At 69.4% G+C, this 23,135-nt stretch carries 23 protein-coding genes; 10 read left to right on the top strand and 13 right to left on the bottom strand.

Going from position 1 to position 23,135, the window contains the following annotated elements; translation table 11 throughout:
* Positions 1 to 92 precede the first annotated feature (92 nt).
* From HD596_RS21805 to HD596_RS21790, 4 genes are all read left to right on the top strand, one after another.
* Positions 93 to 785 (top strand): expansin EXLX1 family cellulose-binding protein, encoded by a 693-nt coding sequence (locus tag HD596_RS21805; protein WP_185071188.1) that lies wholly within the window; start codon positions 93 to 95, stop codon positions 783 to 785.
* 120 nt (positions 786 to 905) lie between these two features.
* Positions 906 to 1,538, top strand: coding sequence for a DUF2238 domain-containing protein (locus tag HD596_RS21800; protein WP_185071187.1), 633 nt, complete (start codon positions 906 to 908; stop codon positions 1,536 to 1,538).
* Positions 1,539 to 1,546: 8 nt separating this feature from the next.
* Complete coding sequence (locus tag HD596_RS21795; protein WP_185071186.1) at positions 1,547 to 1,957, top strand: hypothetical protein; 411 nt, start codon at positions 1,547 to 1,549, stop codon at positions 1,955 to 1,957.
* 39 nt (positions 1,958 to 1,996) lie between these two features.
* Entirely contained in the window at positions 1,997 to 2,164 is a 168-nt protein-coding gene (locus tag HD596_RS21790) for a hypothetical protein (RefSeq protein WP_185071185.1), read from the top strand.
* A 4-nt stretch (positions 2,165 to 2,168) separates the two neighbouring features.
* On the opposite strand, the gene HD596_RS21785 is transcribed toward HD596_RS21790, so the two are convergent.
* A complete protein-coding gene (locus HD596_RS21785) occupies positions 2,169 to 2,984 on the bottom strand; it encodes a helix-turn-helix transcriptional regulator (protein ID WP_185071184.1) in 816 nt (271 codons plus the stop codon).
* Between HD596_RS21785 and HD596_RS21780 the strand changes: the two genes are divergently transcribed.
* Positions 2,958 to 4,616 (top strand): FAD-dependent oxidoreductase, encoded by a 1,659-nt coding sequence (locus tag HD596_RS21780; protein ID WP_185071183.1) that lies wholly within the window; start codon positions 2,958 to 2,960, stop codon positions 4,614 to 4,616. The two genes, HD596_RS21785 and HD596_RS21780, sit on opposite strands and share 27 nt — an antisense overlap.
* Positions 4,617 to 4,656: 40 nt before the next feature.
* Here HD596_RS21780 and HD596_RS21775 read toward each other — a convergent pair whose 3' ends face one another.
* The 9 genes from HD596_RS21775 to HD596_RS21735 all read right to left on the bottom strand — a co-directional run bounded on the left by HD596_RS21775 (position 4,657) and on the right by HD596_RS21735 (position 17,586).
* Positions 4,657 to 6,270, bottom strand: a complete 1,614-nt coding sequence (locus HD596_RS21775) for an FAD-dependent oxidoreductase (RefSeq protein ID WP_185071182.1) — start codon at positions 6,268 to 6,270, stop codon at positions 4,657 to 4,659.
* Positions 6,267 to 7,382 carry a glycoside hydrolase 5 family protein gene (locus HD596_RS21770; protein WP_185071181.1) on the bottom strand — a complete coding sequence of 372 codons (1,116 nt, stop codon included), beginning with the start codon at positions 7,380 to 7,382 and terminating at the stop codon, positions 6,267 to 6,269. Before HD596_RS21770 ends, HD596_RS21775 begins: the two co-directional genes overlap by 4 nt.
* The gene (locus HD596_RS21765) at positions 7,379 to 8,347 is read right to left on the bottom strand and encodes an acetylxylan esterase (RefSeq protein WP_185071180.1); all 969 of its coding nucleotides are present in this window, start codon (positions 8,345 to 8,347) and stop codon (positions 7,379 to 7,381) included. Before HD596_RS21765 ends, HD596_RS21770 begins: the two co-directional genes overlap by 4 nt.
* A 37-nt stretch (positions 8,348 to 8,384) precedes the next feature.
* Positions 8,385 to 9,281 (bottom strand): carbohydrate ABC transporter permease, encoded by an 897-nt coding sequence (locus tag HD596_RS21760; protein WP_185071179.1) that lies wholly within the window; start codon positions 9,279 to 9,281, stop codon positions 8,385 to 8,387.
* Positions 9,278 to 10,117 (bottom strand): carbohydrate ABC transporter permease, encoded by an 840-nt coding sequence (locus HD596_RS21755; protein WP_221519442.1) that lies wholly within the window; start codon positions 10,115 to 10,117, stop codon positions 9,278 to 9,280. The genes HD596_RS21760 and HD596_RS21755 overlap by 4 nt, the downstream gene beginning before the upstream one ends.
* Before the next feature lie 159 nt (positions 10,118 to 10,276).
* Complete coding sequence (locus HD596_RS21750) at positions 10,277 to 11,641, bottom strand: ABC transporter substrate-binding protein (RefSeq protein WP_185071177.1); 1,365 nt, start codon at positions 11,639 to 11,641, stop codon at positions 10,277 to 10,279.
* Positions 11,642 to 11,686: 45 nt separating this feature from the next.
* Positions 11,687 to 12,952, bottom strand: coding sequence for an enolase C-terminal domain-like protein (locus HD596_RS21745; RefSeq protein ID WP_185071176.1), 1,266 nt, complete (start codon positions 12,950 to 12,952; stop codon positions 11,687 to 11,689).
* Positions 12,949 to 13,866, bottom strand: a complete 918-nt coding sequence (locus tag HD596_RS21740; protein ID WP_221519441.1) for an NAD-dependent epimerase/dehydratase family protein — start codon at positions 13,864 to 13,866, stop codon at positions 12,949 to 12,951. The genes HD596_RS21745 and HD596_RS21740 overlap by 4 nt, the downstream gene beginning before the upstream one ends.
* 186 nt (positions 13,867 to 14,052) lie before the next feature.
* Positions 14,053 to 17,586 carry a hypothetical protein gene (locus HD596_RS21735; protein ID WP_185071175.1) on the bottom strand — a complete coding sequence of 1,178 codons (3,534 nt, stop codon included), beginning with the start codon at positions 17,584 to 17,586 and terminating at the stop codon, positions 14,053 to 14,055.
* Positions 17,587 to 17,789: 203 nt separating this feature from the next.
* Here HD596_RS21735 and HD596_RS21730 point away from each other — a divergent pair, with 203 nt between their 5' ends.
* Positions 17,790 to 18,794, top strand: coding sequence for a LacI family DNA-binding transcriptional regulator (locus HD596_RS21730; RefSeq protein WP_221519440.1), 1,005 nt, complete (start codon positions 17,790 to 17,792; stop codon positions 18,792 to 18,794).
* Between the two features lie 21 nt (positions 18,795 to 18,815).
* Here HD596_RS21730 and HD596_RS21725 read toward each other — a convergent pair whose 3' ends face one another.
* Positions 18,816 to 19,196 (bottom strand): winged helix-turn-helix transcriptional regulator, encoded by a 381-nt coding sequence (locus tag HD596_RS21725; RefSeq protein ID WP_185071173.1) that lies wholly within the window; start codon positions 19,194 to 19,196, stop codon positions 18,816 to 18,818.
* A gap of 115 nt (positions 19,197 to 19,311) precedes the next feature.
* Here HD596_RS21725 and HD596_RS21720 point away from each other — a divergent pair, with 115 nt between their 5' ends.
* Positions 19,312 to 19,716 carry a RidA family protein gene (locus HD596_RS21720; protein WP_185071172.1) on the top strand — a complete coding sequence of 135 codons (405 nt, stop codon included), beginning with the start codon at positions 19,312 to 19,314 and terminating at the stop codon, positions 19,714 to 19,716.
* A gap of 105 nt (positions 19,717 to 19,821) precedes the next feature.
* Here the strand turns inward: HD596_RS21720 and HD596_RS21715 are convergent, their stop codons facing one another.
* Positions 19,822 to 20,469 carry a response regulator gene (locus HD596_RS21715; protein WP_313044639.1) on the bottom strand — a complete coding sequence of 216 codons (648 nt, stop codon included), beginning with the start codon at positions 20,467 to 20,469 and terminating at the stop codon, positions 19,822 to 19,824.
* A gap of 154 nt (positions 20,470 to 20,623) precedes the next feature.
* Here HD596_RS21715 and HD596_RS21710 point away from each other — a divergent pair, with 154 nt between their 5' ends.
* Complete coding sequence (locus tag HD596_RS21710) at positions 20,624 to 20,848, top strand: hypothetical protein (protein WP_185071170.1); 225 nt, start codon at positions 20,624 to 20,626, stop codon at positions 20,846 to 20,848.
* 14 nt (positions 20,849 to 20,862) lie between these two features.
* Here HD596_RS21710 and HD596_RS21705 read toward each other — a convergent pair whose 3' ends face one another.
* Positions 20,863 to 21,570: an alpha/beta fold hydrolase gene (locus HD596_RS21705; protein ID WP_185071169.1), complete on the bottom strand. Its 708-nt coding sequence runs from the start codon at positions 21,568 to 21,570 to the stop codon at positions 20,863 to 20,865.
* Between the two features lie 81 nt (positions 21,571 to 21,651).
* Between HD596_RS21705 and HD596_RS21700 the strand changes: the two genes are divergently transcribed.
* Positions 21,652 to 22,605 (top strand): helix-turn-helix transcriptional regulator, encoded by a 954-nt coding sequence (locus HD596_RS21700; RefSeq protein ID WP_185071168.1) that lies wholly within the window; start codon positions 21,652 to 21,654, stop codon positions 22,603 to 22,605.
* 180 nt (positions 22,606 to 22,785) lie between these two features.
* Positions 22,786 to 23,130: a hypothetical protein gene (locus tag HD596_RS21695; protein ID WP_185071167.1), complete on the top strand. Its 345-nt coding sequence runs from the start codon at positions 22,786 to 22,788 to the stop codon at positions 23,128 to 23,130.
* Positions 23,131 to 23,135 lie beyond the last annotated feature (5 nt).

Here is a 23,135-nt window from a genome sequence, read left to right as displayed (position 1 = left end):
CGGACATATCACGGAAGATCTGCCGCTTTACCGTACTGAGATATACCGATTTCGCTACTGTCGCATCCATCACATATGAGAGGAACACCTGAATGCGACCCTTACCGGCCGTTCTCGCCGCCGCGCTCGCCGCGACCTCGCTCCTGCCTGCCTCCGCCCTGGCCGAACCCGACCGGAGCGGGAAGAGCACCGCGGCGACCAGCGGTAAGGCGACCTTCTACGAACTCCGGTCCGGGGGCGGCAACTGCTCCTATCCGTCGCCTCCCGCCGGCGGCCTCTACGTCGCGCTCTCCCGCCGCGAGTACCGCGCCGCGGGCGCCTGCGGCGGCTACCTGACCGTCACCGGGCCAAGGGGCTCCGTGCAGGTCAAGGTCGTCGACCAGTGCCCGGAGTGCCCCGCCGGGCACATCGACCTCAGCCGCAAGGCCTTCGCCCGCGTCGCGGCCCCCGGCAGGGGCATGGTCGGGGTCACCTACAGACCGGCCGCCAACCCGAAGCTCAGCAGACCGCTCTCCTTCCGCGTCAAGGAGGGGTCGTCGCAGTGGTGGCTGGCCCTGCTGGTCATCGACCACGGCAACCCGCTCGCCTCGGTCGAGGTGAAGACCGCCGGCGGCGCGTGGCGCAAGCTGGCCAGGGCCGACTACAACTACTGGGTCGCCGAGTCCGGCGCGGGCCAGGGCCCCTTCTCCGTACGGGTCACCGACACCCGCGGCCACCGGGTCACCGCCAACCACGTCCGCCTGACCCCCGGCGCCGTCCAGCGCACCACCACGAAGATGTACTGAACGCCGGTGCCGCCTGGATAGTCTGTGGGCGCACGACGGATGTCCACGAGGACGCCTGTTCCACGGATCCGGACCTCGGGCGGCCGAACCTCACCCCCCACCGCTTTCGAGGCTGATCGCATGACTCCCGCTTCCGCCGCCCGGCGGCTGCCCATGGTCCTGGCCGCCGTGGTGCTCCTGGCTCTGGTCGTGTCGGGTCTGCGCCCCTATGACCGGCTCACCTGGCTCCTGGAGACCTTCTGGGTGATCGGCGGTCTGCCGCTCCTGGTGGTGCTCTGGCGGCGCTTCCCGCTCACCACGCTGCTGTGCTGCCTGCTGGCCGTACACGCGCTGGTTCTGATCGTCGGGGGTCACTACACCTATGCGCGGGTTCCGTTCGGGCACTGGCTGCAGGACGTGCTGGCGCTGTCGCGCAACCCTTATGACCGCGTCGGCCATCTGGTGCAGGGGTTCGTGCCTGCGATCCTGGTCCGTGAGGTGCTGGTGCGGACCTCTCCCCTGCGCGGCAGCGCGTGGCTGGCCCCGCTGACCGTCTGCGTCTGCCTGGCCTTCAGCGCCTTCTTCGAGCTGCTGGAGTGGTGGGCGGCGCTCGCGGCCGGGGAGGCGGCCGACGCCTTCCTCGCCGTCCAGGGCGACCAGTGGGACACCCAGTGGGACATGGCCTGCGCCCTCATCGGCGCCGTCACGTCCCTCCTGCTCCTGACCCGCCTGCACGACCGGCAGCTCGCGCGCCTGTCCCCGCCCCAGGGTTGAGGCTGGCCATGCAGTCACCGACCTACCTGCACGACCTTCTGGTCTCGACCATCTTCACCGAGGGGCTCGATGGCGACATGAGCCTGTGGGCGCTCGGATTCAGCGCCATGTGGATCAAGGGCGCGGACCTCGACTCCCTCGCCCGCACCTTCCACCTGGACCTCGCCACCCGAACCCCGTGCCATCTGAGCGAGATCCTCGACCACGCCATCGACGACCAGTCCCGCTGGGTGGCCGAGGTCAACGGCTGGATCGGCATCGTGCCGGCGCACTGCCCCGGCGAGTTCCCCCGCTCCGTCTCCGAAGGCGGCCGTCAGGCCCTCGGCCTCTCCATGGACATCAACTACAACGCCTACTTCGATTACGCCCGCGACGGGCGCACGGTCGTCTCCTTCGACCCGCTCTCGCCCGAGAACTAAAAACGGTCCGGCGACGATCCGCACGCGCTCGATCACCTGATGGACGGGCTGCGCTTCCAGATCAGCGATGACGACGTCCTCGACGATCCCGTGGAGGATCCGGAGAGCATCAGCTCGGCCCTGGCGCTGATCGGACGCATCACGGAAACCGACATCGCCACTGACTGGGTCCTGGCGCAGCACTCACGCTTCAGACCCACCCCCTGACGGCTCAAACGCGACTCCCCGCCCGATATTCAGAAGGCGACTGCCCAGTGCCGGCCTTGAAGACCCGGCTGAGGTAGAACGCGCTGCGATATCCGCACTGTTCGGCGATGGTCTGCAGGGTGAAGTCCGTCCCGGTCAACAGCTCCCGCGCCTTCCGCAACCTGACGCCACGAAGGTATTGGACCGGCGTGACACCTCGAACATCCCGGAAGCGCCGCGAGAGCAGCGAAGAACTGACGCCCAGCGTTCTCGCGAGCTCGCCGAGTGAAAGATCCGGCGAGGTGAAGGACTCCAGGATGGCGGCGACTGCCCTGCGCACCAGGACGTCCTCACGCACGTCTTCCCGCGTCCGCTCCCACAGCATGGTGATGAGTACGTCGTCGACCACATGGGCCGCGACCATCTCCGCATCCAGCCTTTGACGACCTTCATCGGAAGCGGACTGCGCGGATTCGAGAAGGGCGAGATCAGCGCCCAGGCGGTCGACGTCGCGCAATCGGCTGCAGCCGATCGGCGGCTCCAGGGCGGTCAGGAACCGCGCGAAGAAGAACGACGTCGGCGTTTTCATCTGCCGCCGCAGCGTGCCGCCCGGCGGGCTGATGACGACATCGCCGAAACACGCCTCGCCACGGAGTCCGGCCGCACCCACCGCTCTGGTTCCCCGCGCCGCCACATCCTCGACTTCGTAGGAGAACGTCCCGCTCCTCGGCAGCAGCATGCACCACCCCTCGTACGTGTCGGAGCGGAGGCTGAACTGCGGGCGCCGGGGCGCCAGAAGGTACCCATCCAAAAAGTGCATGATCTCCACCAAAATCGCCATTCCGCGGTCCTGCCCAGCCCGAAAAAATATGAGGAACAAATCCCGGACAGGACGGAATCGATGACATCGAGGGCCGATATCTGTGTGTACGGAGGAACGCCCGCAGGCTGTGTCGCCGCCATCACGGCACACCAGGAAGGCAACTCCGTAATACTCGTCGAGCCAGGCCGCCGGCTCGGCGGAATGCTGGGCGCGGGAATCAAACCGCTGCAGGACTGCCCCCTTCCCGAGGCGGTGGGCGGACTGACGAACGACGTCGTCTTCCACTTCGGGAACCACCCCCCGGACATCGTGCGCAGGTTCCACGAGTGGCTGGCCGAGGCCGGCATCAAGGTGATCTTCGAGCACCGCGTCCGCTCGGTGACGCGAAACGGCGACCGTATCGACACCATCCAGCTTGAGCCTTCACCGCCGGACAAATGGGGAGTGCCCCCACCGGAATCCGAATCCGGAGAGCCTTTGAGCATATCGGCGTCGATTTTCATCGACGCTTCTTACGAAGGCGACCTGATGGCTCTCGCGGAGGTTCCTTATCGAACCGGACGCGAATCACGCCAGGAATTCGGCGAGGCACCGGCCGGCGTCGGTCACATCACGAACTGGACGCCGATCGACCCCTATGTCATCCCGGGCGACACGACCAGCGGGCTCATCCCGTTCATCGACGAGGACCACGGACTGCCGATCGGCTCGGCGGACGGCTACACCCAGGCATACAATTTCCGTTTCTATCTGACGGCGGACACGCGTCACAAAGCTGAGATCACCGCGCCGGACGACTACTCACCTGACACCTTCGAGCTGGTCCGCCGCTACGTCGAGCACATCAAGTCCGTGAGCACGAGCACCGCCGACCAACTGGACAGGCTCCGAGCCGTGTTTCCCGGATGGCTCAACTCCGGTGAGTACAACTACCAGCGCGCCTCCCTTGTCACGAATGCGCCCGTCGGCGTGAGCCGCGACTACCAGGACGGCGACTGGAACGTCCGGTCGCGGATCTGGCGCCACCACATCGACTATCTCCGCGGCCTGCACCACTTCCTCTCGACCCACCCGGACGTGCCCGAGGAGTTCCGGCGGGAGACGGCCGCGTACGGCCTGGACGCCGGCGTCTTCCCGGAGACCGGCGGCTGGCCGCACCAGCTCTATGTACGCGTGTCCCGGCGGCTCAAGGGCCGGTACACCCTCACCCACGCGGATGTACTGAACCAGACCGATCCCGCCGATGCCATCGGGCTCGCCCTCTTCGGCGTGGACGTGTACCCCGCCCGGCGCATCGCTCGCCGCGATCCCGGAACAGGGCGGCTCGGGGTGGCGACCGAGGGGGACATGTTCATCGGCGGGCACATGGGCACGGGCCGGCCGTACCCCGTTCCCTATCGGGTCATCACGCCGCACAAGAGCGACTGCGCGAACCTGCTCGTGCCCGTCTGCCTGTCGGCGACGCACATCGCGTACGCGGCCACCCGCATGGAACCGGTCTTCTGCGTTCTCGCGGAGTCGGCCGCCGTCGCGGCGACGTTGTCGATCCGGAACCAGGTCGCCGTTCAGGACATCGACCCCGAACAGCTGCGCAAACGCATCACCGAGAGAGGCCAGATCATCGCCTGGAGCCCACCGGAATCCGGGTGAGAAACGGCCGGCGCTCATGGGAAACCCATCGCCGGGTCGCTCAGTTCGCGGATCGGCCGGTGCGGATGTCATCGGGCCACTCGAGCGTGACGCCGAGCTCATCACGAAGCCGTCGCTGCAGGCGGCGCAGGCTCGCCGGATCGGCCCGGAGTTGCGCCGGGGTCTGTGCCGTCTCGGCGACCTGGGCCGCCAGAGCGCCGACCGCCTCGCCGATGGACCATTCGACCGGATGCAGCCTGTACGCGCCGTTGGCGACATGGGTGGTGCCGATGTTCTTGTTGGCGGCGACGAGGTTGTCGGCGTCGACCGGGATGAGAGCTCCGAGCGGAATCTGGAACGGGAAGCAGTCGATGTCGACATAGCCCCTGCCGGAGGTGCTGGGATGCAGGTCGATGCGGTAGTGGCCGATGCCGACGCTGTCGTGGAAAAGGGCGCTTCCCTCGCCGACCCCCCGCATCTCCACCCCGATGTGCGCCTCGGTCACCCGGAACAGGGGACGGATCCGGCGTGACTCGCGAATGTACACTTCCTTCGCCAAACCCTCCGAGGTGCCCATGACGTCGCCCCTGGGACGCAGCTCGGGATAGCCGGTGCCGCCGTCGTGGCGAGGGGCCTCGGTCTGCATCCAGTAGACGAAGCTGCGGGTGAGGGATCGCGCCTCCGCCAGCGCCCGCTCGCGCTCCTCCGGACTCACGCCGAGCAGCGGGCGCTCCCAGTAGTCGATCTGCGGCCAGTTCACCAGCGTGATCTCGCCCCCGGGAAAGCCCGGGTCGAGGTTCTGCCGCGACAGGATCCGACGGTAGTGCCACAGGTCGTCGGCGCCGGTGTGGACGGCCTGCTCGGGCGAGTGGGCGAACAGCGGCCGCCACCGCACCTGACCCGTATCGGGCACGATGTCCTTCCAGGACAGCTGCGGGCCGGGCCATCGGGGATCGACCGTGTCGCGCCAGTGCTCGTAGTCGCCGGGCCTGTCGATGGTGTGGTCTTCGCCCTGGCGATATTCAAGCGCCACGCACCAGGTGACCGCCTGCTGATCCCGTGGATCCGGCTCCGGTGGCGCGTGGAGTTCGCCGGTGTCGTCGCGCGACTCCGCCCCGATCGTGAAGAGCATTCCGGCCTGCTCGAGGAGGTCGCCTTCCTCGGTGGCGTCGGCCACGAGGCGGGCGGTCACCTCGACGAGGTCGCCTTCCCGGCTGCGCAGCCGTACCCCGGCGATCTGCCGGTCGCGGCGGTCCACGTTCACCACGTGGTGTTCCCGCAGCACCGTGATCGCCCCCGAGGCGAGGTGCGGAGACAGCAGTTCCTCGATCGCCAGCGCGCCCACTCGCGGTTCGTGGCACAACCGCGAGACGTTGCCTCGGCCCGGATTCAGCCGCGGGTCCGCGGCCGCGTCCGGCGTCAGCGGATAGAGGCGGCGATAATGGGCGCGGATGAGCTCGCGGAGCTCGCGATAGGAGGACGATCCGAGCTCGGTCTCGATCCACCGGTGCTCGTCCGGCGGAACCGCCTGCGTGGTCAGCTGGCCGCCGAGCCAGTCCGACCGCTCGGCGAGCACCACCCGGATGCCGAGGCGTGCCGCCGTCAACGCGGCGGCGACGCCCCCGAGCCCGCCTCCGACGACCAGCAGGTCCGTGTGGAGCGTACGCGCGCTCATCGCATACCCCTTTCATGAACGATCGCGGGCCCGGTGGTCGTCTCCATGCGCGCGAACCAGTCTTCGGCGAAGTCGAGGTCCGGTGCCCGTCCGGCGGGCAGGACGATCGTCGACTCGGCTGCCGCCTGCCCGCTCGGCCGGTCACGCAGCTCCGCGACCACCTCGGCCACCCGCGATCCGATCGGTTTCACCCGCCCCTCGGCGTCTATGAGACCCAGGCCGTACTCGAGCTCGTCGAAGCCGGTGAAGCGGCGGCTGATGTCGTGGGACGCCCACCAGGTGACGGCGCCCAGTCCGGGGACCGCGGCGGCACGCCGCAGCATCCGCTCGGCGAAGTCCTCCACGGCCGCGTCCGTGAGCCAGAGCGGTGAGACCCCGAGCTCCTGGATCCACACCGGCTTGCCCGCGGCGCCAGGAGTCGCGCGGGCGACCTGCGCGAGATAGTCGGGGATGGCCCAGGCCCGCTCCTCCCCGACCCGGGCGAGGGCGCCGGTGAAGTACGGCCACGCGTGCACCGGGACGAGGTCGCACGCGCCGGCCACGAACGCCCGCCCGATCGGAGCGTCATCGCTCATCCACGGCACATGGTCGACTCCCACGGTGACCGGCACGCGGGCCGCACGCGCGGCGCGGAGCATCCTCTCGGCCCACGCCTCGCCTTCACCCGGCTTGAGGTGACGCATGAGGACGTTGGGCTCGTTCGCGACGTCGACGCACCAGAGCGCCGGGTGACCTTCGACCGCTCGCGAGACGGCGCCGACGAGCAGTTCGGCGGCGCTGACGGCCGCGGCGTCGGTGAAGGGATCGGCGTCCTTCAACCAGGACGGCCGGAAGTCGAAGCCGCTCAGCCAGCCGTCCAGCACGGTCACGCAGACGTCGAGCCCGCTCTCCGCGGCACGATCGAGCAGGCGGACGAGGCGGCGGAGCGCGCGTGGCGACACCCAGGACGGGTTGGGCTGGAAGAGCGGCCACAGGCACTGCACGCGCACGTGGTCGAACCCGAGCGAGGCGATCTGGTGGAGATCCTCCGCGAACGCGTCGTCGTCGTCTTCCGCCCAGGCGTACCACCAGTTCTCCCGCGGCAGGTAGTTGACCCCGAAACGTACGCTCATGCCCGTGCCGCCCCTGCGAGGAGGGCGACCTGCCGCGGCCATTGGGCGGCGGCTCCGCCTTCGTGGCCGTTGAACGCGTACACAGTGATCTCCTTGGGGCCCGCGTAGGCGTTGAACGCGGCGAAGACGGTGGACGGCGGGCAGGTCTGATCCATGAGCGCGACCGAGAACAGGGCGGGAGCGGTGGCCAGAGCCGCCAGGTTCACGCCGTCGAAATACGAGAGCGTGTCGAACACCCGCTCGGCGCTCTCGCGGTGCACGGAGAGATAGCGCGTGATCTCCGCGTACGGCTCGCGATCGGTCAGGCCGACGGCACGCTCGAAATGGCACAGGAACGGCACGTCGACGAAGACGGCCATGAGGTCCTCCGACAACCCCGCGGCGGCGAGCGCGATGCCGCCTCCCTGGCTCCCGCCGGACACCGCCACGCGGGCGGCGTCGACGGACGGGTGCCGGCGCACCGCGTCGACCGCGCGGACGGCGTCGGTGAACAGCCGCCGGTAGTAGTACGTCTCGGGATCCTCGATGCCGCGGGTCATGACACCGTTCGCCGCCGGTCCGGACCCGTGCGGGTCCGGGGTGGCCCCGCCGACCCCCCACGTGGAGCCCTGGCCGCGCGAGTCCATCACGAAGCACGCGTATCCGGCGGCCACCCACGGAAGGTACTCGTGCGGCAGCCCGCGGCCCGCCCCGTAACCCAGGAACTGCACGACGGCGGGGTGGGGGCCATCGCCGGGTGGCAGGAGCAGCCAGCCGGCGATCGGGTCGCCGGCGAAGCCCGGGAAACGCACGTCGAGGACGTGGCACCCGACGAGCGGCGTCTCGGCCGGGGTGAAGCGGGGATCTCCGCCCGCCTTCCGGGCGTCGGCGAGCGTCTGCCGCCAGAAGGTGTCGAAGCCGGCGGGGACCCGGACCTCTGGCCGGTAGGCGCGGAGCTGGTCGATGGGCAGGTCGAAGTGGGGCATCGGGGTCCTTGGAACGGGTGCGGACGACGGCGCCGGCTCAGCCCTTGAGCGCGCCGGCGTTGCCTGCCGCCTGCAGGAACTGGCGCTGGAGCACGAGGAAGAGACCGACGGGGATGATGACCGAGATGAAGAGCGCGGCCATGAACTGCGAGAAGTCGATCGAGCTCTGCAACCGCGGCAGCGCGACCGAGATCGGCTGGTCCTGCGGGTTCGGCAGGACGAGCAGCGGCCAGAGGAACTCCTTGTAGGAGCCGACGAGCGTGAGGAGGCTGACGACGCCGAGAATCGGGCGGGACATCGGCAGGACGATGGAGAAGAACATCCGGAAAGGTCCTGCGCCGTCGATGCGGGCCGCGTTGAAGAGCTCCCTGGGGATGTTGGCGAAGAATCGCTGCATGAGCAGCACGTTGACGGCGTTGGCCGAGGACGGGAGCCACACCGCCCACATCGAGCCCAGCAGGCTGACATGGACGAGCGGGAGGTCGATGACCGTCAGGTAGAGCGCGACAAGGGAGATCACGCCGGGGATGAACAGGGTGGCGAGGAGCGCCGCGAACACGGCCTTGGCGTACTTCGGCCTCAGAACCGCCAGGCCGTAGCCGCCGGTCGTCGCGACGAGGAGCCCCAGGAACAGCGACCCGGCCATGAGCGCGAGCGTGTTCCAGAAATATCTGCCGAAGTCGACGCGGGTCCACACCTGGACGAACGAGTCCCAGTGGATGCCGCTGGGCCACAGGGAGAACGGCGCCGACAGCGTCTCGGTGGTGGTCGACGTGGCGGCCTTGAAGAGCCAGAAGAGCGGGCCGGCGCAGAGGATCACGAGGCCGCCGATGACGAGCGTGCCGATCGCCGCGACCGAGACGCGCACGACGGGTCTGCGACGGTCGAGGAACGAGAGGATGCCACGTTCGGACGTGCCGGTTTCGGTGGTCATGAGGCACTCCAGCGTCTGGTCGCCCAGAGGTACACGGCGGACAGGGCCGACAGGACGATCGCCAGCAGAACGCTCAACGCGGTGGCTCGGCCGTAGTCGCCGGAGATGAAGGCGTAACGGTAGATGAGCATCAGGATCGTGACGGTCCGGTTCTCCGGCCCGCCGTTCGTCATGATGTACGGCTCGGTGAAGACCTGGAACGTGCCGATGACCTGGAGAAGGAACATCACCAGCAGGACGCCGCGCATCTGGGGCAGCGTGATGTGCCAGAACCGGCGCGCCACTCCTGATCCGTCGGCCTCGGCGGCGTCGTACAACTCGGTCTGGATGCTCATCAGCGTCGCCAGATAGATGATCGTGGCGGTGCCGAACGACGCCCATGTCGCCTGCAGCACGATCGACGGCATGGCCATGTCACCGTTGTTCAGCCACGGGACAGGGCCGAGCCCGAACCAGCCCAGGACGGTGTTGAACACCCCCTGCGGGCTGGGGTCGAAGAACGCCTTCCACAGCAGCACGGCGACGACCGGCGGGAAGATCACCGGCAGGTAGACGAGGGCGGACGCGATTCTCCGCGCGCGCCGCAACTCGCCGATGAACACCGCCAGGATCACCGGGACCGGGAACCCGATCACGAAGGCCAGGATCGAGAACCACAGGGTGTTCCAGGTCGCCGTCAGCAGGAGAGGGTCCTGCAGAACGCGGGCGAAGTTGTCGAGCCCGACCCACTCGGAGGTGAGGAAGTTCGTGCGCTGCAGGCTGAGCAGCAGGGAGCGGAGCACCGGCCACCAGGAGAACAGCCCGAATGACGCGAGAAGGGGGAGAAAGAAGATCAATGTCGAGAGTCCGCCGCGGCGGACCCAGCGCACGACACCGCGCGAACGCTCGGTCGTTGGAGGGATGGTTGCGTCCGTCATCGTTCCGGAGGCGCCTTTCTGCACTGTCGGCCCCGTCGCACCGGCCGGAGAGCGGCCGGCGCGACGGAAGGCGACGGTTCAGCCCGCGTCGATCGCGGACTGGACCTTCTTCTGAGCGTCGTCGAGCAGGGCGGTGATGTCGGCGTCCCGTCGGGTCAACACCGCTTGCACGACGTTGTCGAGGATTCCGTACGTCTCCTGCGCCTTCGCCGCCGGCTCGGGCACGAGCGGCAGGGTCTTGGCCGAGTCGAAGTACGCCGCGAAGTGCTCGCGCGGCACGTTGACGTAATCCTTCACCCAGGTCAGATACCGGTCGGTGGTGGCCTGGTCGAAGAGCGGGAGCACCGGCGCGCCCACCGGCAGCTTGTCGGCGGCGGCGGCCTTGGCGCCCGTGACGGCCGCCTGCTCGTTGTTGTACTTGTTGAACTCGGCGAAGTCGATCCACTTGAGCGCGGCCTTGATCTCCTCCGCGGTGGCCCGCGGATTGATGATGGCCACGGAGCCGCCGCCCAGAGTGCCGAGGCCCCCGGGCGCCTGCGGCAGCGGGGCGAGGCCGAAGTCGTCCGGCTTCATCCCGAGGGACTGGACGACCGGGGTGTACGTGTCCGCGCCCTGCACGATCATGCCGACCTTGCCGCTGGCCAGGGCGTTCGTGATGTCCTTGTACCCGATGAGGAAGTCCGACCCGAAGGTGTCGTCCTCCCAGCGCAGGGCGCGGTAGAACTCGAGCGCGCTGCGAGTGGCGGCGTTGTTGACGTTGGCCTGCTTGCCGTCATCCGACTGGATCTTGCTCCCGAAGGCGTAGCTCATGGTCGTGAGCACCCAGCCTCCGGTGTTGTCCTTCGTCATGGCGCCGAAGCCCTGCACGCCGGTCTTGGCATGGATGGCCTTGGCGGCGGCCCGCACCTCGTCCCATGTCTTCGGCGGCGCGTCGGGGTCGAGCCCGGCCTTGGTGAACAGGGCGCGGTTGTACAGCAGCCCCATGCTGTAGGCCTGGACGGGAACGCCGTAGATACGGCTGTCCGGGCTCGTGGCGACCTTCAGGATCGACGGGTTGACCCGCCTGACGGTGGCGTCCGCGCCGACGTAGCCGGTGAGGTCCGCGGCCTGTTGCCGGGCGATGACCCCCTGCATCTCCGTGAAGGGCACGTAGGACACCGTGGGCAGTTTTCCGCCCGCGACCAGCGCCTGGAAGGTGTTCACGTCGAACACGGACTCGTCCCCGGTGACCGTGATGCCGGGGTTGGCCTTGGTGAAGTCGGCGATCTTGCGCTTGAACGCCTTGAGCTGATCGGGGTTTTCCTGGGTGGGCTGGCCGGCGACGGTGATGGAAACGGAGCCGGGCTTCGACGGGCTCTCGGCGGCACAGCCCGTAGTGAGAGCGAACGCTGCAGCACTGGCACTGAGGGCGGCAGCAAACTTCCGGACATGGGTGGGGGGCATGGGTCTCCTCAGTACTTTGTGCTGGTGTTGTCGCGGTGCTGCGGGTCAGGGGGCGATGAGTCCTCCGTCCAGGCCTCGGACGCGGGCGGCCCAGGCATCGTGTCCCGCCAGCCCTGCGGGGTGGCGGGCGGCGGCGGACTCGTCGAGATCGATGCCCCAGCCGGGAGCTTCGTTCGGACGTAACCAGCCGTTCTCGATGCGCAATGTACCCGGGAACACGTCGTGCACGGGTTCGCCGTACACGTGCCCTTCCTGAATGCCGAAGGCCGGGCTCGTCACGTCGAGCGCGACGTTGGCGGCGGCGCCGATCGGCGAGGTGTCGCCTGGAGCGTGCCAGGCCGTGCGGACGCCGACGAGCTCCGCGGCCGCGGCGATCTTGCGCGCGGCCGTCAGCCCGCCGAGGTCCGACACATGTGAGCGGATGAAGTCCACGCCGCCCCCGAGGACCAGGCGTGCGGCATCCGTCACCGAGGTGGTCAGCTCGCCGACCGCGATCGGTACGGGCGAGGCGGCGCGCACCTCCGGCAGCCGATCCCAATGCTCGGGGGCTATGACGTCCTCGAGGAAGAAGAGCCGGTAGGGCTCGAGCGCGCGGGCGAGCACGATCGCCTGCTTCGGGCTCAGCCGGGAGTGCACGTCGTGGAGCAGCTCGATCTCCTCGCCGAGGCGCTCACGGGCGGCGGCGAACAGCTCCGGCGTGCGCTTGAGGTACTCCGACACGCGCCATCCGCCCGGGTACGGCGCGGACGCCTCGGTGATCTCGGCCGTCGGAGGAGCACCGTAGGTGCCACGACCCGGCTGGCCGACCTGGAGCCGGATGTGCCGCAGCCCGGCTTCGCGCAGGCGCTCGGCCTGGTCGAGGGTCTCCTCGATCGACGCCCCGCCCGCGTGCAGGTACGTGTCGGCGGCGGCGCGTACCTTGCCTCCCAGCAGCTCGTGAACGGGTCTTCCGGCTCGCTTGCCGGCGATGTCCCACAGGGCCTGGTCGAGCCCGGAGATCGCGTTGTTGCCCACCGGCCCCTCACGCCAATAGCCGGAGAAGCGGGCCAGCCGCACCAGGTCTTCGATGTCACCGGGGTACCGCCCGATGACGAGCCTGGCGAGGTGATCCTCGACGTACGAGGCGACCGCCCGCCACCGCTGCGTGTACGTGGCGCAGCCGAGCCCGTAAAGACCGTCGTCGCTGGTGGTCACCTTCACCACCAGCAGCGGGATGCCTTCAGGGGCGGTGGCGATCGCGCGGACGCCGGTGATGCGCACGTCGTCGGGCGCGTCCCACGGCTGCGCGAATGCCGTCGTGTCGTCGTTCATGCCGGCGTCTCCTGGAAGGTCGTGCTGATCGGGCCGCTGGGGTCGCCGAGCCGGTGCCGCGGCACCCATCCCAGGACGCGGCGGGCGGCGGAGGTGTCGATCGGGGCGGTACGGCCCGGGAAGTCGCGGCGGCGCTCGCTCGTGGGGGCGAAGCGGTCGAGCAGGAGGTCTGTCGGCTCCTCCACGAGGGTGTCCTCCGCGGCCAGGAGCAAGGTGTGCATCCCGGAGATCGGGCGCGTCAGCCCACGCAGCACCGCGTCCACCGCGTCCGCCATGGCCAGGTACGCCCATCCTTCCCGGGCCAGACGCGCCTGCTCGCCCGGGTTCCGGCCCAATCGCGCGGCGAACTCCCGCAGCTCGGGCAGATCTCTCACCAGAGGGAAGCGCAGCGCCACCACCGTGATCCCCCAGCGGCTGTACGCCCAGGCGCCGGTCTGCTCATCGACCCACTTGGACAGCGAGTACGCGTCGTCATGCGCGACCGGCGACAGCTCGTCGAGCGGGTAGTAGGCGGGAGTGAGATCGTGCCGGTTGAAGGGCACGCCGAACGCGTTGATCGAGCTCGCGATGACGGCGCGGCGCACGCCGACCTCGCCGGCGACGTTCAGCACGGTGAAGGTGGCCGAGGTGTTGCCCACGAACACCTCGCGTGCGGTTCCCAGGCCGGGGTGCGGTATGGCGGCGAGGTGCACGACGGCGTCGGCGTCCTCGAGCGCCTGCCGGACCAGAGTCTCATCAGCGGCGTCACCGGTGAACACCCGGTCCGCCGGCGACGGCCCTGACCAGGCGGCCGAGAGTGCCGTCACGGAGCTGCCCGCACTCAGCAGTGCCTGCACAACCGGCCGGCCGATGGTGCCATCCGCACCTGTGACCAGCACGCGAGCGGGCTTCACGGGCGGGGCGGAATCAGTCAAGAGCAGTCCTAAAGATCTCAGCGAAATCAGTTTGCGAAACCGCTTTCGTAGCAGACCATAAGATCGCGGAACGTGTCAATCACCGCGTTATTACGCATCGGCCACTGGATTCGCGGTTTTCCGGGCGCGCGCCGGTCCGGGTTCGCCTTTCTGGGGCGAACCCGGACCGGCTGTCCGGTCAGGCCTTCACCTGCGGCACGTGACCCGCCTGTAGTCGAGCTCGCGGTCCTGATAGGCGAAGTTCCCGCCGGCGCCCAGGTACGACGCGGAAACCACCGCGGTTCCTGCGGCGAGCTCCTTGCCCGTGCCGGAGAACGTGTGCAGGACCGCGCGGCCCGGAGCGACCCCCGTGAACGCCTTCTCGCCGATCGGGGTCACGAGGCGGAGGTCGACCGGCACCTTCTCCTGGTTCACCGCGGCGACGGTGAGGCGCGGCGGGGACGACAAGCAGGACGACAGCGCCGTGGCCGTCACCCTGACGTTGCCCGCGGGGGCTGCCAGCAGGCGCAACGGCCGGAACTTCGCGGGGTCCTTCGACTCCGCCACGCCCTTGCCCCACGTGCTCCATCCGCGCCGGCCGGTGCCGTCGTTCTCGTTGACGGCGACGGTCGCCGAGAAGATCCCGTCGGCGGGGTCCACTCCGATCGCGCCGAACGGGACGGACAGCTCGTACGTGGTCGTCTTCGCGGCTTCGTCACGCGTCACCGCCGACGCGAGCCCGTCGGTCGTGGCGTTCGCGGGCAACCAGCGCGCGAGATCCACCGGGCCGGCGCCGGTGAGCGCCGTGCCGATCTCGCTGACGGGTACGGCGCCTTCGCCGGGCCATCCCGGCGTCGTACCGAGCTGCACGCTGTCGCCCTGCCAGATGCTCGTGGCCCGCGCGGGCTGGGCGTGCGCGTTGTCGGTGATCACGGCGGTCAGGTACAGGCGCCCGGTGTCGTGGGTGAGCCAGAGGCGGCCGCTGTGGTCCTCATCGCCGGCCCAGCCGCTGATCACCTGCTCGGCCGCGCCGAGCGTCCGCGCCGGAAGGACCGTTACGGCATCGTCGGCCTTGCCGTCCACCTGCACCGGGCGGAACGGCACGTCGACCGGATCCGCGTCGACGAGGGTCCCGCGCGCGGTGGCGGTCGCGTCACCGGTGGCGGTGGCCGACCAGGCGCCGAGCTCGGACAGCGGCACGTCGGCGGAGACGCTGCCCTTGCCCGCGACAGTGGTGCCGGGCAGAACCCGGCCGCTCGACGAGCCCACGGTCCAGTCGATCCCGTCGAGTTCGACAGGTTCCGCGCCACGGTTCACGAGGGTGAGCCGCAGCAGGTCGGCCCCGGTGGCGTTGAGCGCGTGCGTACCGGTGAGCCCGAGACGAGCCACCACCTCGGCGGTCGCCGCGAGCAGGCCGATCGTGCGATCGCCTTCGCGGACCTCGGCGGTCCAGGTGCGCGTACCCACGCCCGCCGACGGCAGCGTGACGGTGACCGACCGGGTCGCACCCGCCGGCACCTGTGCCGACGTCGTGCCGGAGCCGGTCCGCAGGGACACCTCCAGCGCCCGGTCCCCCGCGGTGACCGTCCACTTCGCCGCGGGCGCGAGACCCTCGATGGCCTGATCGACCGTGAGGGAGTACGGCGACTGCGCGGACACCTCTCCCACTTCTCCGGTGAGATACACCGGGTCCTTGCCGACGGCGACGTGGACCCGGCCGTCGGCGTCCGGCCGCAGGGTCACCTCGGCGCCGTAGAGGTCGGTGACCTTGACCTCGCCGGCCGCCTTGATGCTCCAGGTCTCCGGCTTCAGCGCCCACAGGGCCTGCATGCGCGTGGCGGCGGGCTCGCCGGGGCGGGCGCCGAACTCCACGCCGTAGCGGCCGCTGCCGAGGGCCAGCACCTGCCGGACCTGGCGGTCGTCGGTCTGGCGCGTCAGGATGCCCTGCGCGACGAAGGCCGGCTTCGGGGTGTACGCGCCTCGGGGGTCGTTCTCGTTGCGGATGATGCCGAAGCGGTGCTCGGGATTCTTCGGGTCGGTGCCGTCGTCCTTGAAGTCGTAGACGGTGTACTTGCCGATCCCCTTGCCGAGGGCCAGCAGCTGCGCACGGGACAGATTGCGGGCCTGCGCCTTCTCGTCGGCCCCGAGCGGCGTGTCGGAGGTGTGCCATCCGTGCTCGCTGAGCCAGATCGGCATGTCGCGGTGCCCCGCGGCGTCGAGTTTCGCGCGGATCACCGCCACGTGGTCCATGAACTTCTCCGGCTCGGCGCCGAAGTCGTAAGGGTGCGTGGTGAACGCGTCGAGGTCGTCGAGGCCGCCGGCGGCGATGAAGTCGTCCACCCATTTGGACCATTCGTCCATCGGGGCCAGTGCCGGGCCGGCCAGCTTCGCGCCGGGATGGGCCGCGCGGACCCGGTCGGCGGTCGTTGCCAGCAGCGCCGCGTAGTTCGCCGCGGTCGCGCCGGCGGGCCCGGTCCGGTCGCGCAGATTCCACTCGTTCCACACCTCGTAGAAGGTGTCGTCCGTCCCGAACGTGGCGACCGAGACGTCGGCGTAGTTCGCGAACGCGTCACGCCCGGCCTGCGTGGCCGGCGCCTCGCCTTCGTGGTAGAGCCTGTTGCCGTACGCGAGGATGTCGAAGAATTCGAGGTTGTTCCTCGACAGCGCGGCGGTGTACGCGTCCACCTTCGCGGGGAAGTCGATCGTGCCCTTGACCTTCTCCGCCTCGGCCCAGTACGCCTCGTCCCGGGCGAAGCCGGCTCCCGCGGCGGCGATGAGCGGGATCGTGTCAGCGGACCAGGCCTGCCCGTAGTGCGTCGCGACGCCGATGCGCTCCTCGCGGGCGTCGGACGCGGGGAGCACCGACACGTCGGTGCCGCCCGCGACGCGGCGGCCGTCAGGCTGCACCGCCACGAGGTCGACCGCGTACCAGCCGGTCGGCAGCTTGCCGAGCGTCAGCGTGCCCCCCAGCTCCGAGGCCTCCTTCGCGCCGGAGGTCACCACGGCGTTGTCGATGTCGCGTACGGTCCACTCCACGGACTTCGCCGCGGTGCGGATGCCGAACGACACCTCCTGCCCGGTGGTGAACGCGTTGCCGGTCGCCGTCGGAGCGATCGCGAGATCGGGCGCGGGGCCCTGCACGGTCACGTCGTCCACGTCGATCGTCGCGGTCGGGCCGTTGACGACGCGGAACGCGTCGACCAGGAGCGACATTTGCTTGAGCGGCCCGTGCCAGACACCGTCGTTCGCGCCGCCCCAGTGGATGTACTCCGCCTGACCGGCCGGGGCGAAATCACTCACGGTGACGGTCTGCCACTGCGATCCGGGAGTGAGCGGGCGGGTCTGCTGGTGCGCCTGCCCGGTGCCGTCGACCATCCGGACGACGATGCCCTTCAGCTGGGTGCTGCGCAGGGCGAACGTCAGCGAGCGAGCGTCGATCGAGGGGACGCCGCGCACCAGCTCCGCGGTCCCGGCGGGCGCGTTCACCTGGAGACGGGCGGCGCCGCTGCCGCTCGCCGGCGCGTCCGAGGTCACGGTCAGCGACACGCTCGCGCCGCCGCCGGTCGCCGTGAACCAGGGGGTGACGCCGTTCTCGAAGTCTCCGAGTACGACGTCACCCGGTGCGGCCTGGGCCGGTGTGGCCGGTGAGACCAGCGCCGTAACCGCGACGGCGAGCGCGACGATCGCTCGGCGTAATGGACTCCTTGTCAATCGGCGGGCGGGGGTGGGGCCCATCGACATGCTCGCTCTCCTCGCTGGACGACGACATGGCCAGGGTTGCGAAACCGATTTCGCACTGGCCGCAGTGTGAGCGGCGGCCAAGGTCACTGTCAAGGCGCAATTTCCGGACGACGCGCACGTTCGGGCGCCGGCGGGACGCCGCCCGGCCTCGCCCCGCCGCCAGCCGGAGCGGGTCATTGACGCGCCTTCGGTACAATCGGCCGGTGCCGTCCAACCGCAAGGGCAGTGTTCGGCTGAGTGATGTCGCTGCGATTGCAGGAGTTTCACTCTCGACTGCCTCGAAAGTGCTCAACGGAACGGACCGGATTTCCGAGGCGACGCGGGCCCGGGTGCTCGCCGTCGCCGAACGCCTCGACTTCAGGCCAAATGCGCTCGCGCGCTCCTTCGCGCTGGGCCGCAGCCGCACGGTCGGCGTACTCACCCACCGCGCCGCGAGTACGTTTTCCGGACCTGTGGTGATAGGCGCGGTCCTGCAACTCGGGAGGCTCCAGCAAGCCGCCCTCGTCTTCGACGAAGACGTTCTCGTTCATCGCGAGATAACCGAAAGCATCCGCCAGTTCCAGGCCCGCCAAATTGATGGACTCATCGTCATCGGGGACGGGCACGAGCGCCGTTCACCGTCGGTCACGCACCATTTCACGGTGCCGGTGACGTACGCCTTCGCGGCCTCCGACCACCCCGAAGACGTCGTCTACCTGCCGGACAACGAGGGTGCGGGAGCTCTCGCCACCCGCCATTTGATCGAACGCGGCCGCACCCGTATTGCCCATCTCACCGGCGATCCGTCGAGTATCGCCGTACGCCTGCGGGAGCGCGGCATGCTCACGGCGCTGAAGGAGGCCGGGCTCCGCCCTGCCGCTCCGACGCGCCATGGCTCCTGGACCGAGGGGTCGGGGGTCAAAGCCATGCAGGAATTGCTCGAATCCGGCGCGGAGGTCGACGCGGTGTTCTGCGGTAATGACCACATCGCCCGTGGCGTACTCGATGTCTGCGAGGCCAAAGGGCTACGCGTACCTCAAGATCTGGCAGTTGTCGGAGTGGACAACTGGGAGGGAATCATCGTCGACCAAGGGGTCCGGCGGCTGACGACAATTGACCTCGAACTCCGGTCCCTGGGACAACTCGCCGCCGCGAACGTTCTCGCCGACGACCGCACTCCAGGGGAACATTACGTCTCCCCCACACTCGTGCTCGGCCCGTCGTCCTGATCACCGTCTCGCGCTTTGAGGTCAGGCGTCGAAGCCGCGGCGGGCCGCCTCGATGTGGCCGAAGTACTGGTGGGTCCAGCCGCAGATCAAGTCGACCGTCGCCCGCAGGGCCTGGCCCGGCTCGGTGAGGGTGTACTCCACCCGTGGCGGCACGGTGGGGTGCACCTTCCGCTCGGCCAGGCCGTTGCGCTCCAGCATGCGCAGGTTCTGGGTGAGCATCTTGTGGCTGATGCCCTCGACCTCGTCCCGCAGCTCGCTGAAACGCAGGGTGCGCTCACCGAGCGCCTCGATGATCAGCAACGCCCACTTGTTGGCGACATCCGAGAAGATCTCCCGCGCCAGGGAGTCCGCGCGCCTCAGGTCCGCTTCGTCGGAGGAGCCCATGAACTGCTTGGTCACCATCTGGTTCCCCAGTCACTGAAAAGTTCGTTCTTCCACGTCAGCGAACACTCTCCTATGGTTTCCCAGTAACCGCAAGAGACTACGGGCTTGCCCGACGTATTCGATGGGAAATCTCATGGCTGTCTCGCTCATCAACCCTGACAAGCATGTCCGAGTCCCGATCTACCACCACGTCGCGGTGGCGACGGGCAGCAGGCAGGTCCACATCGCGGGACAGGTCGCCTGGGACGAGAACGGCGAGCTCGTGGCACCGGGCGACCTCACCGGACAGGTCGCCCAGGTCTACCGCAACGTCGCCAAGGCGCTCGACGCGGCGGGAGCGACGTTCCACGACGTCGTCCGCTTCACGTGGTACGCCGCCGGCTGGAAGCGAGAGATGTACGACGCCTTCAACGCGGGAATCGAACAGGCGGCCCGCGAGTTCGACCTCGCCACGCCGCCGCTCGCGCTGATCGGGGTCGACGTCCTCTTCGAACCCGGCATTCTCATCGAGGCCGAGGTCACCGCGATCATCGAGTGAGGAGGCCCGCCTCGGCCATCGTGTCGCGCCGCCACCGACCCGCGCACCGGCCGGACCGTCCCGTTCGCGGGCCCGTTCTGGCCATCGTGTCGCGCCGCACGTACGTCAGAGGAGGCCGGCGTCGCGGACCTTCATGGCGACGTGGACCCGGTTGTCGGTGCCCAGTTTGGCGAAGATGCGGGTGATGTTGGCCTTCACGGTCGCCACGCTGACCGACAGGCTCGCGGCGATCTCGGCGTTCGAGCCGCCCCTGGCCACCTCGATCGCGACCTCCCGCTCGCGCTCGGTGAGCACGGCCAGCTCCGCCAGCGCCCCCGGCCGGCGCGGCTCGCGGCCGCCGGTGGCGGCCGCGATGACCTGGCGCGCCACGCTCGGCGACAGCACCGGCTCGCCGCGCGCCACGGCCCGCACGGCCTCGATCATCTTCGGCGGCGGCGCGTCCTTCAGCAGGAAGCCGTGCGCGCCGAGCCGCAGGGCGCGCAGCACGAGGTCGTCGGCGTCGAACGTCGTCAGTACCAGGATCCGGGGCGGCGCCGGCCGGCTGAGGAGCAGTTCGGTGGTGACAAGGCCGTCCTGCTCCGGCATGCGGATGTCCATCAGCACGACGTCGGGCCGCAGGTCGCGGATCACGTCCATGGCCTGCTTGCCGTCCCCGGCCTCGCCGACCAGGTCGAGATCGGGCTCGCCGCCCAGGATGAGGCGCAGCCCCGTGCGCACCATCGGGTCGTCGTCCACCATCACCACTCTGATCACGGGTTCAAGCCTCCCACGGCAACCGGGCGTCCAGGACAAAACGCCCATCTCGTAAGGCGTGTGTGAGCGTGCCGCCGGCCATCCGCGTCCGTTCCGCCAGCCCCACCAACCCCAGCCGCCCCCCCGGGCCCCGTGCGACCGCCGGGCGGCCATCGTGATCTGCCTGGCCGGCACGGCGCTGTGGAGCTTCGTCGCACAACTCGGTGGGGCAGGCGAGACCCTGGCCGCGTGGCTAGACCTCAACACGACGACCGGCCCGCTCATGGCCGGAGCGTGGACATGGGAAGCCGCCGCCCACCTGGCCACATCGGTGCTGGCCTGGATCGTCATCCCCGGCGGGCTCGGGATTCTGCGCGTCGTCAGGAAGGATGTGAGCTGACGGCTCTACCGTCGTCAGAGCAACGCGGCGAGATCCGCCGGTCGCGAGAACATCGGCCAGTGGCCGGTCGGCAGCTCGACAAAGGTCCATTCGGGGGTGCCGAGCGCGGCGAAAGCCGGGTTCCCCGAAGCGATCAGCTCGCGGATCAGCGCCACCGGCATCGTCGAGGCGACCATGGTCTTCGGCGTCGCCGGGATCTGCTGCGGCCGCTGAACCGACTGGGTGACCGCCCCCCACGGGTGCGGCGTCGTCTTCGCGCGGATCTGCGCGCAATGCTCCTCGGTCAGGCCCGCGAACTGCCCCTCCCCCGGCTCGAAGGCGGGCACGTCGAGCGCATGACCGTCCCCGACCTGAGCGCGCCAGGCCTTCTGGGTGTCCTCGTCATTGAAGTCGATCACCGCCACACCCGACGGCAGCGGCGCGGTGTCCACGTAGACGACCCGGCTGAGCCGCTCGGGATGCCGGTCGGCGACCGCGGTCACCGGGACGTTCGCCCCGCTGTGCCCGACCAGGACAACCTCCTCCCATCCGTCCATCGCCGCGAGGATGTCGGCGACATGGGTCTCCACGCCGACCTCCGGCGACAGCTCCCCCGCCCGCTCCGCCAGCCCCGTCAGAGTGACCGCCCGCACCTGGTGTCCGGCGGCACGCAGCCTCTCCACCACCTGGTCCCAAGCCCAGGCACCGAGCCAGAAACCAGGAACCAGCACGTAGTTCGCCATCTCATCGTCCTTCCAGTGAGCCGATGTCACTACGCTAAAGCCGATATCGGACAGAATCCGCCCGGATTAAGGAGGTGACCTGTGTCATATCCGGCGACCCGGATGCTGGCGATGCTCGAACTTCTCCAGGCGCACCACAGGCTGGGCGGCCGCGACCTGGCGCAGCGGCTCGGTGTGGACGAGCGGACCGTCCGGCGCTACGCCGCCCGGCTCGCCGAACTGGGCATCCCGGTCGCCGCCGAACGCGGCCGCTACGGCGGCTACCAGCTGATGCCCGGCTACAAGCTGCCACCGCTGATGCTCACCGACGACGAGGCCACCGCCGTGGTTCTCGGCCTGCTCGCCGGACGCCGCCTGGGCCTCGCCGCCGAAGCCACCGAAGCCGCCCTGGCCAAGATCCGCCGGGTACTGCCGGCCACGCTGCGAGAACAGGTCGGCGCACTGGAGGAGACCCTGGACTTCACTCTCGCCGAACGCGCGGCGCCGACGCCCGCGAGCCGGGCCGTGCTGACCCTGGCCGCCGCGATCCGCGACCGCCGCCGGGTCACACTGCACTACAACTCCTGGAAAGGCTCCCAGACCGAACGCGAACTGGACGGCCACGGCCTGGTCTTCCACTCCGGCCGCTGGTACGTGACCGGCCACGACCACCACTCCGGCGAGATCCGCACCTTCCGCGTCGACCGGATCTCCTCCGTCGCCCCAGGGACGGCCACCTATGAGATCCCCGAGGAGTCCGACCCTGTACGGCAGGTCACCGCATCGCTGGCCCAGGTACCGTATGCACACATCGTCGAGGTCACCCTGCACGTTCCCCTGGCCGAGGCGGCCCGCCGCATCCCGCCCTCGGTGGCCACACTCACCGAAACACAAGACGGAGTCCTCCTGCGGACGCGCGCCGAGTCCCTCGACGGCATGGCCACCATGCTCGCCGGACTCGGCTTCCCCTTCACGATCCTGTCGCCACTGGACCTGCGAACCGCCGTCCGACGCCTGGCCCAGCGCCTGCTGGACCAGACGCCGGTGAGGGAGTGAGCGTCCGCATGTACGAGGCCACGGCCTCGAACGCACCTTCCTCGATCTGACCTCCAACGCCGGCAGGAGCTCGACCTGACCCCCGACCTGGACCCCGACGCCAGCACGAACTCGACCTGACCTCCGACACCAGCAGGAGCTTGACATGACCCCCGACCTGGAGCCCGGCACGGCCGTACGGTGCTGACGACGTTCGCGCTGGAACCGCGCCGGGCGCGGGTGCTGGCCGCCAAGTGCCTCCCAGCACTGGCCACCGCCGTGGTGGCGTGCCTGTTCGCACTGGCGGCGGCGGTACCGGCGACAGCCGTCGCAGCGGCCGTACGGGGCGTGGAGGCATCCTGGAACGTCGCTCTGCAAACCGTCCTCGGATGGATCACGGTGATGGTGCTGATGACCGCGCAGGGCCTGGCAATGGGCCTGCTGCTCCTGAACGCTCCCGCGGCCATCGTGATCTGCCTGGCCGGTACGGCGCTGTGGAGCTTCGTCGCACAACTCGGCGAGACGGGCGAGACCCTAGACGAGTAAGTCCT

This window comes from Nonomuraea jabiensis, from assembly GCF_014204795.1.
GTDB classification, from domain to species: domain Bacteria; phylum Actinomycetota; class Actinomycetes; order Streptosporangiales; family Streptosporangiaceae; genus Nonomuraea; species Nonomuraea jabiensis.
This window is presented reverse-complemented; position numbering and strand designations above follow the sequence as displayed.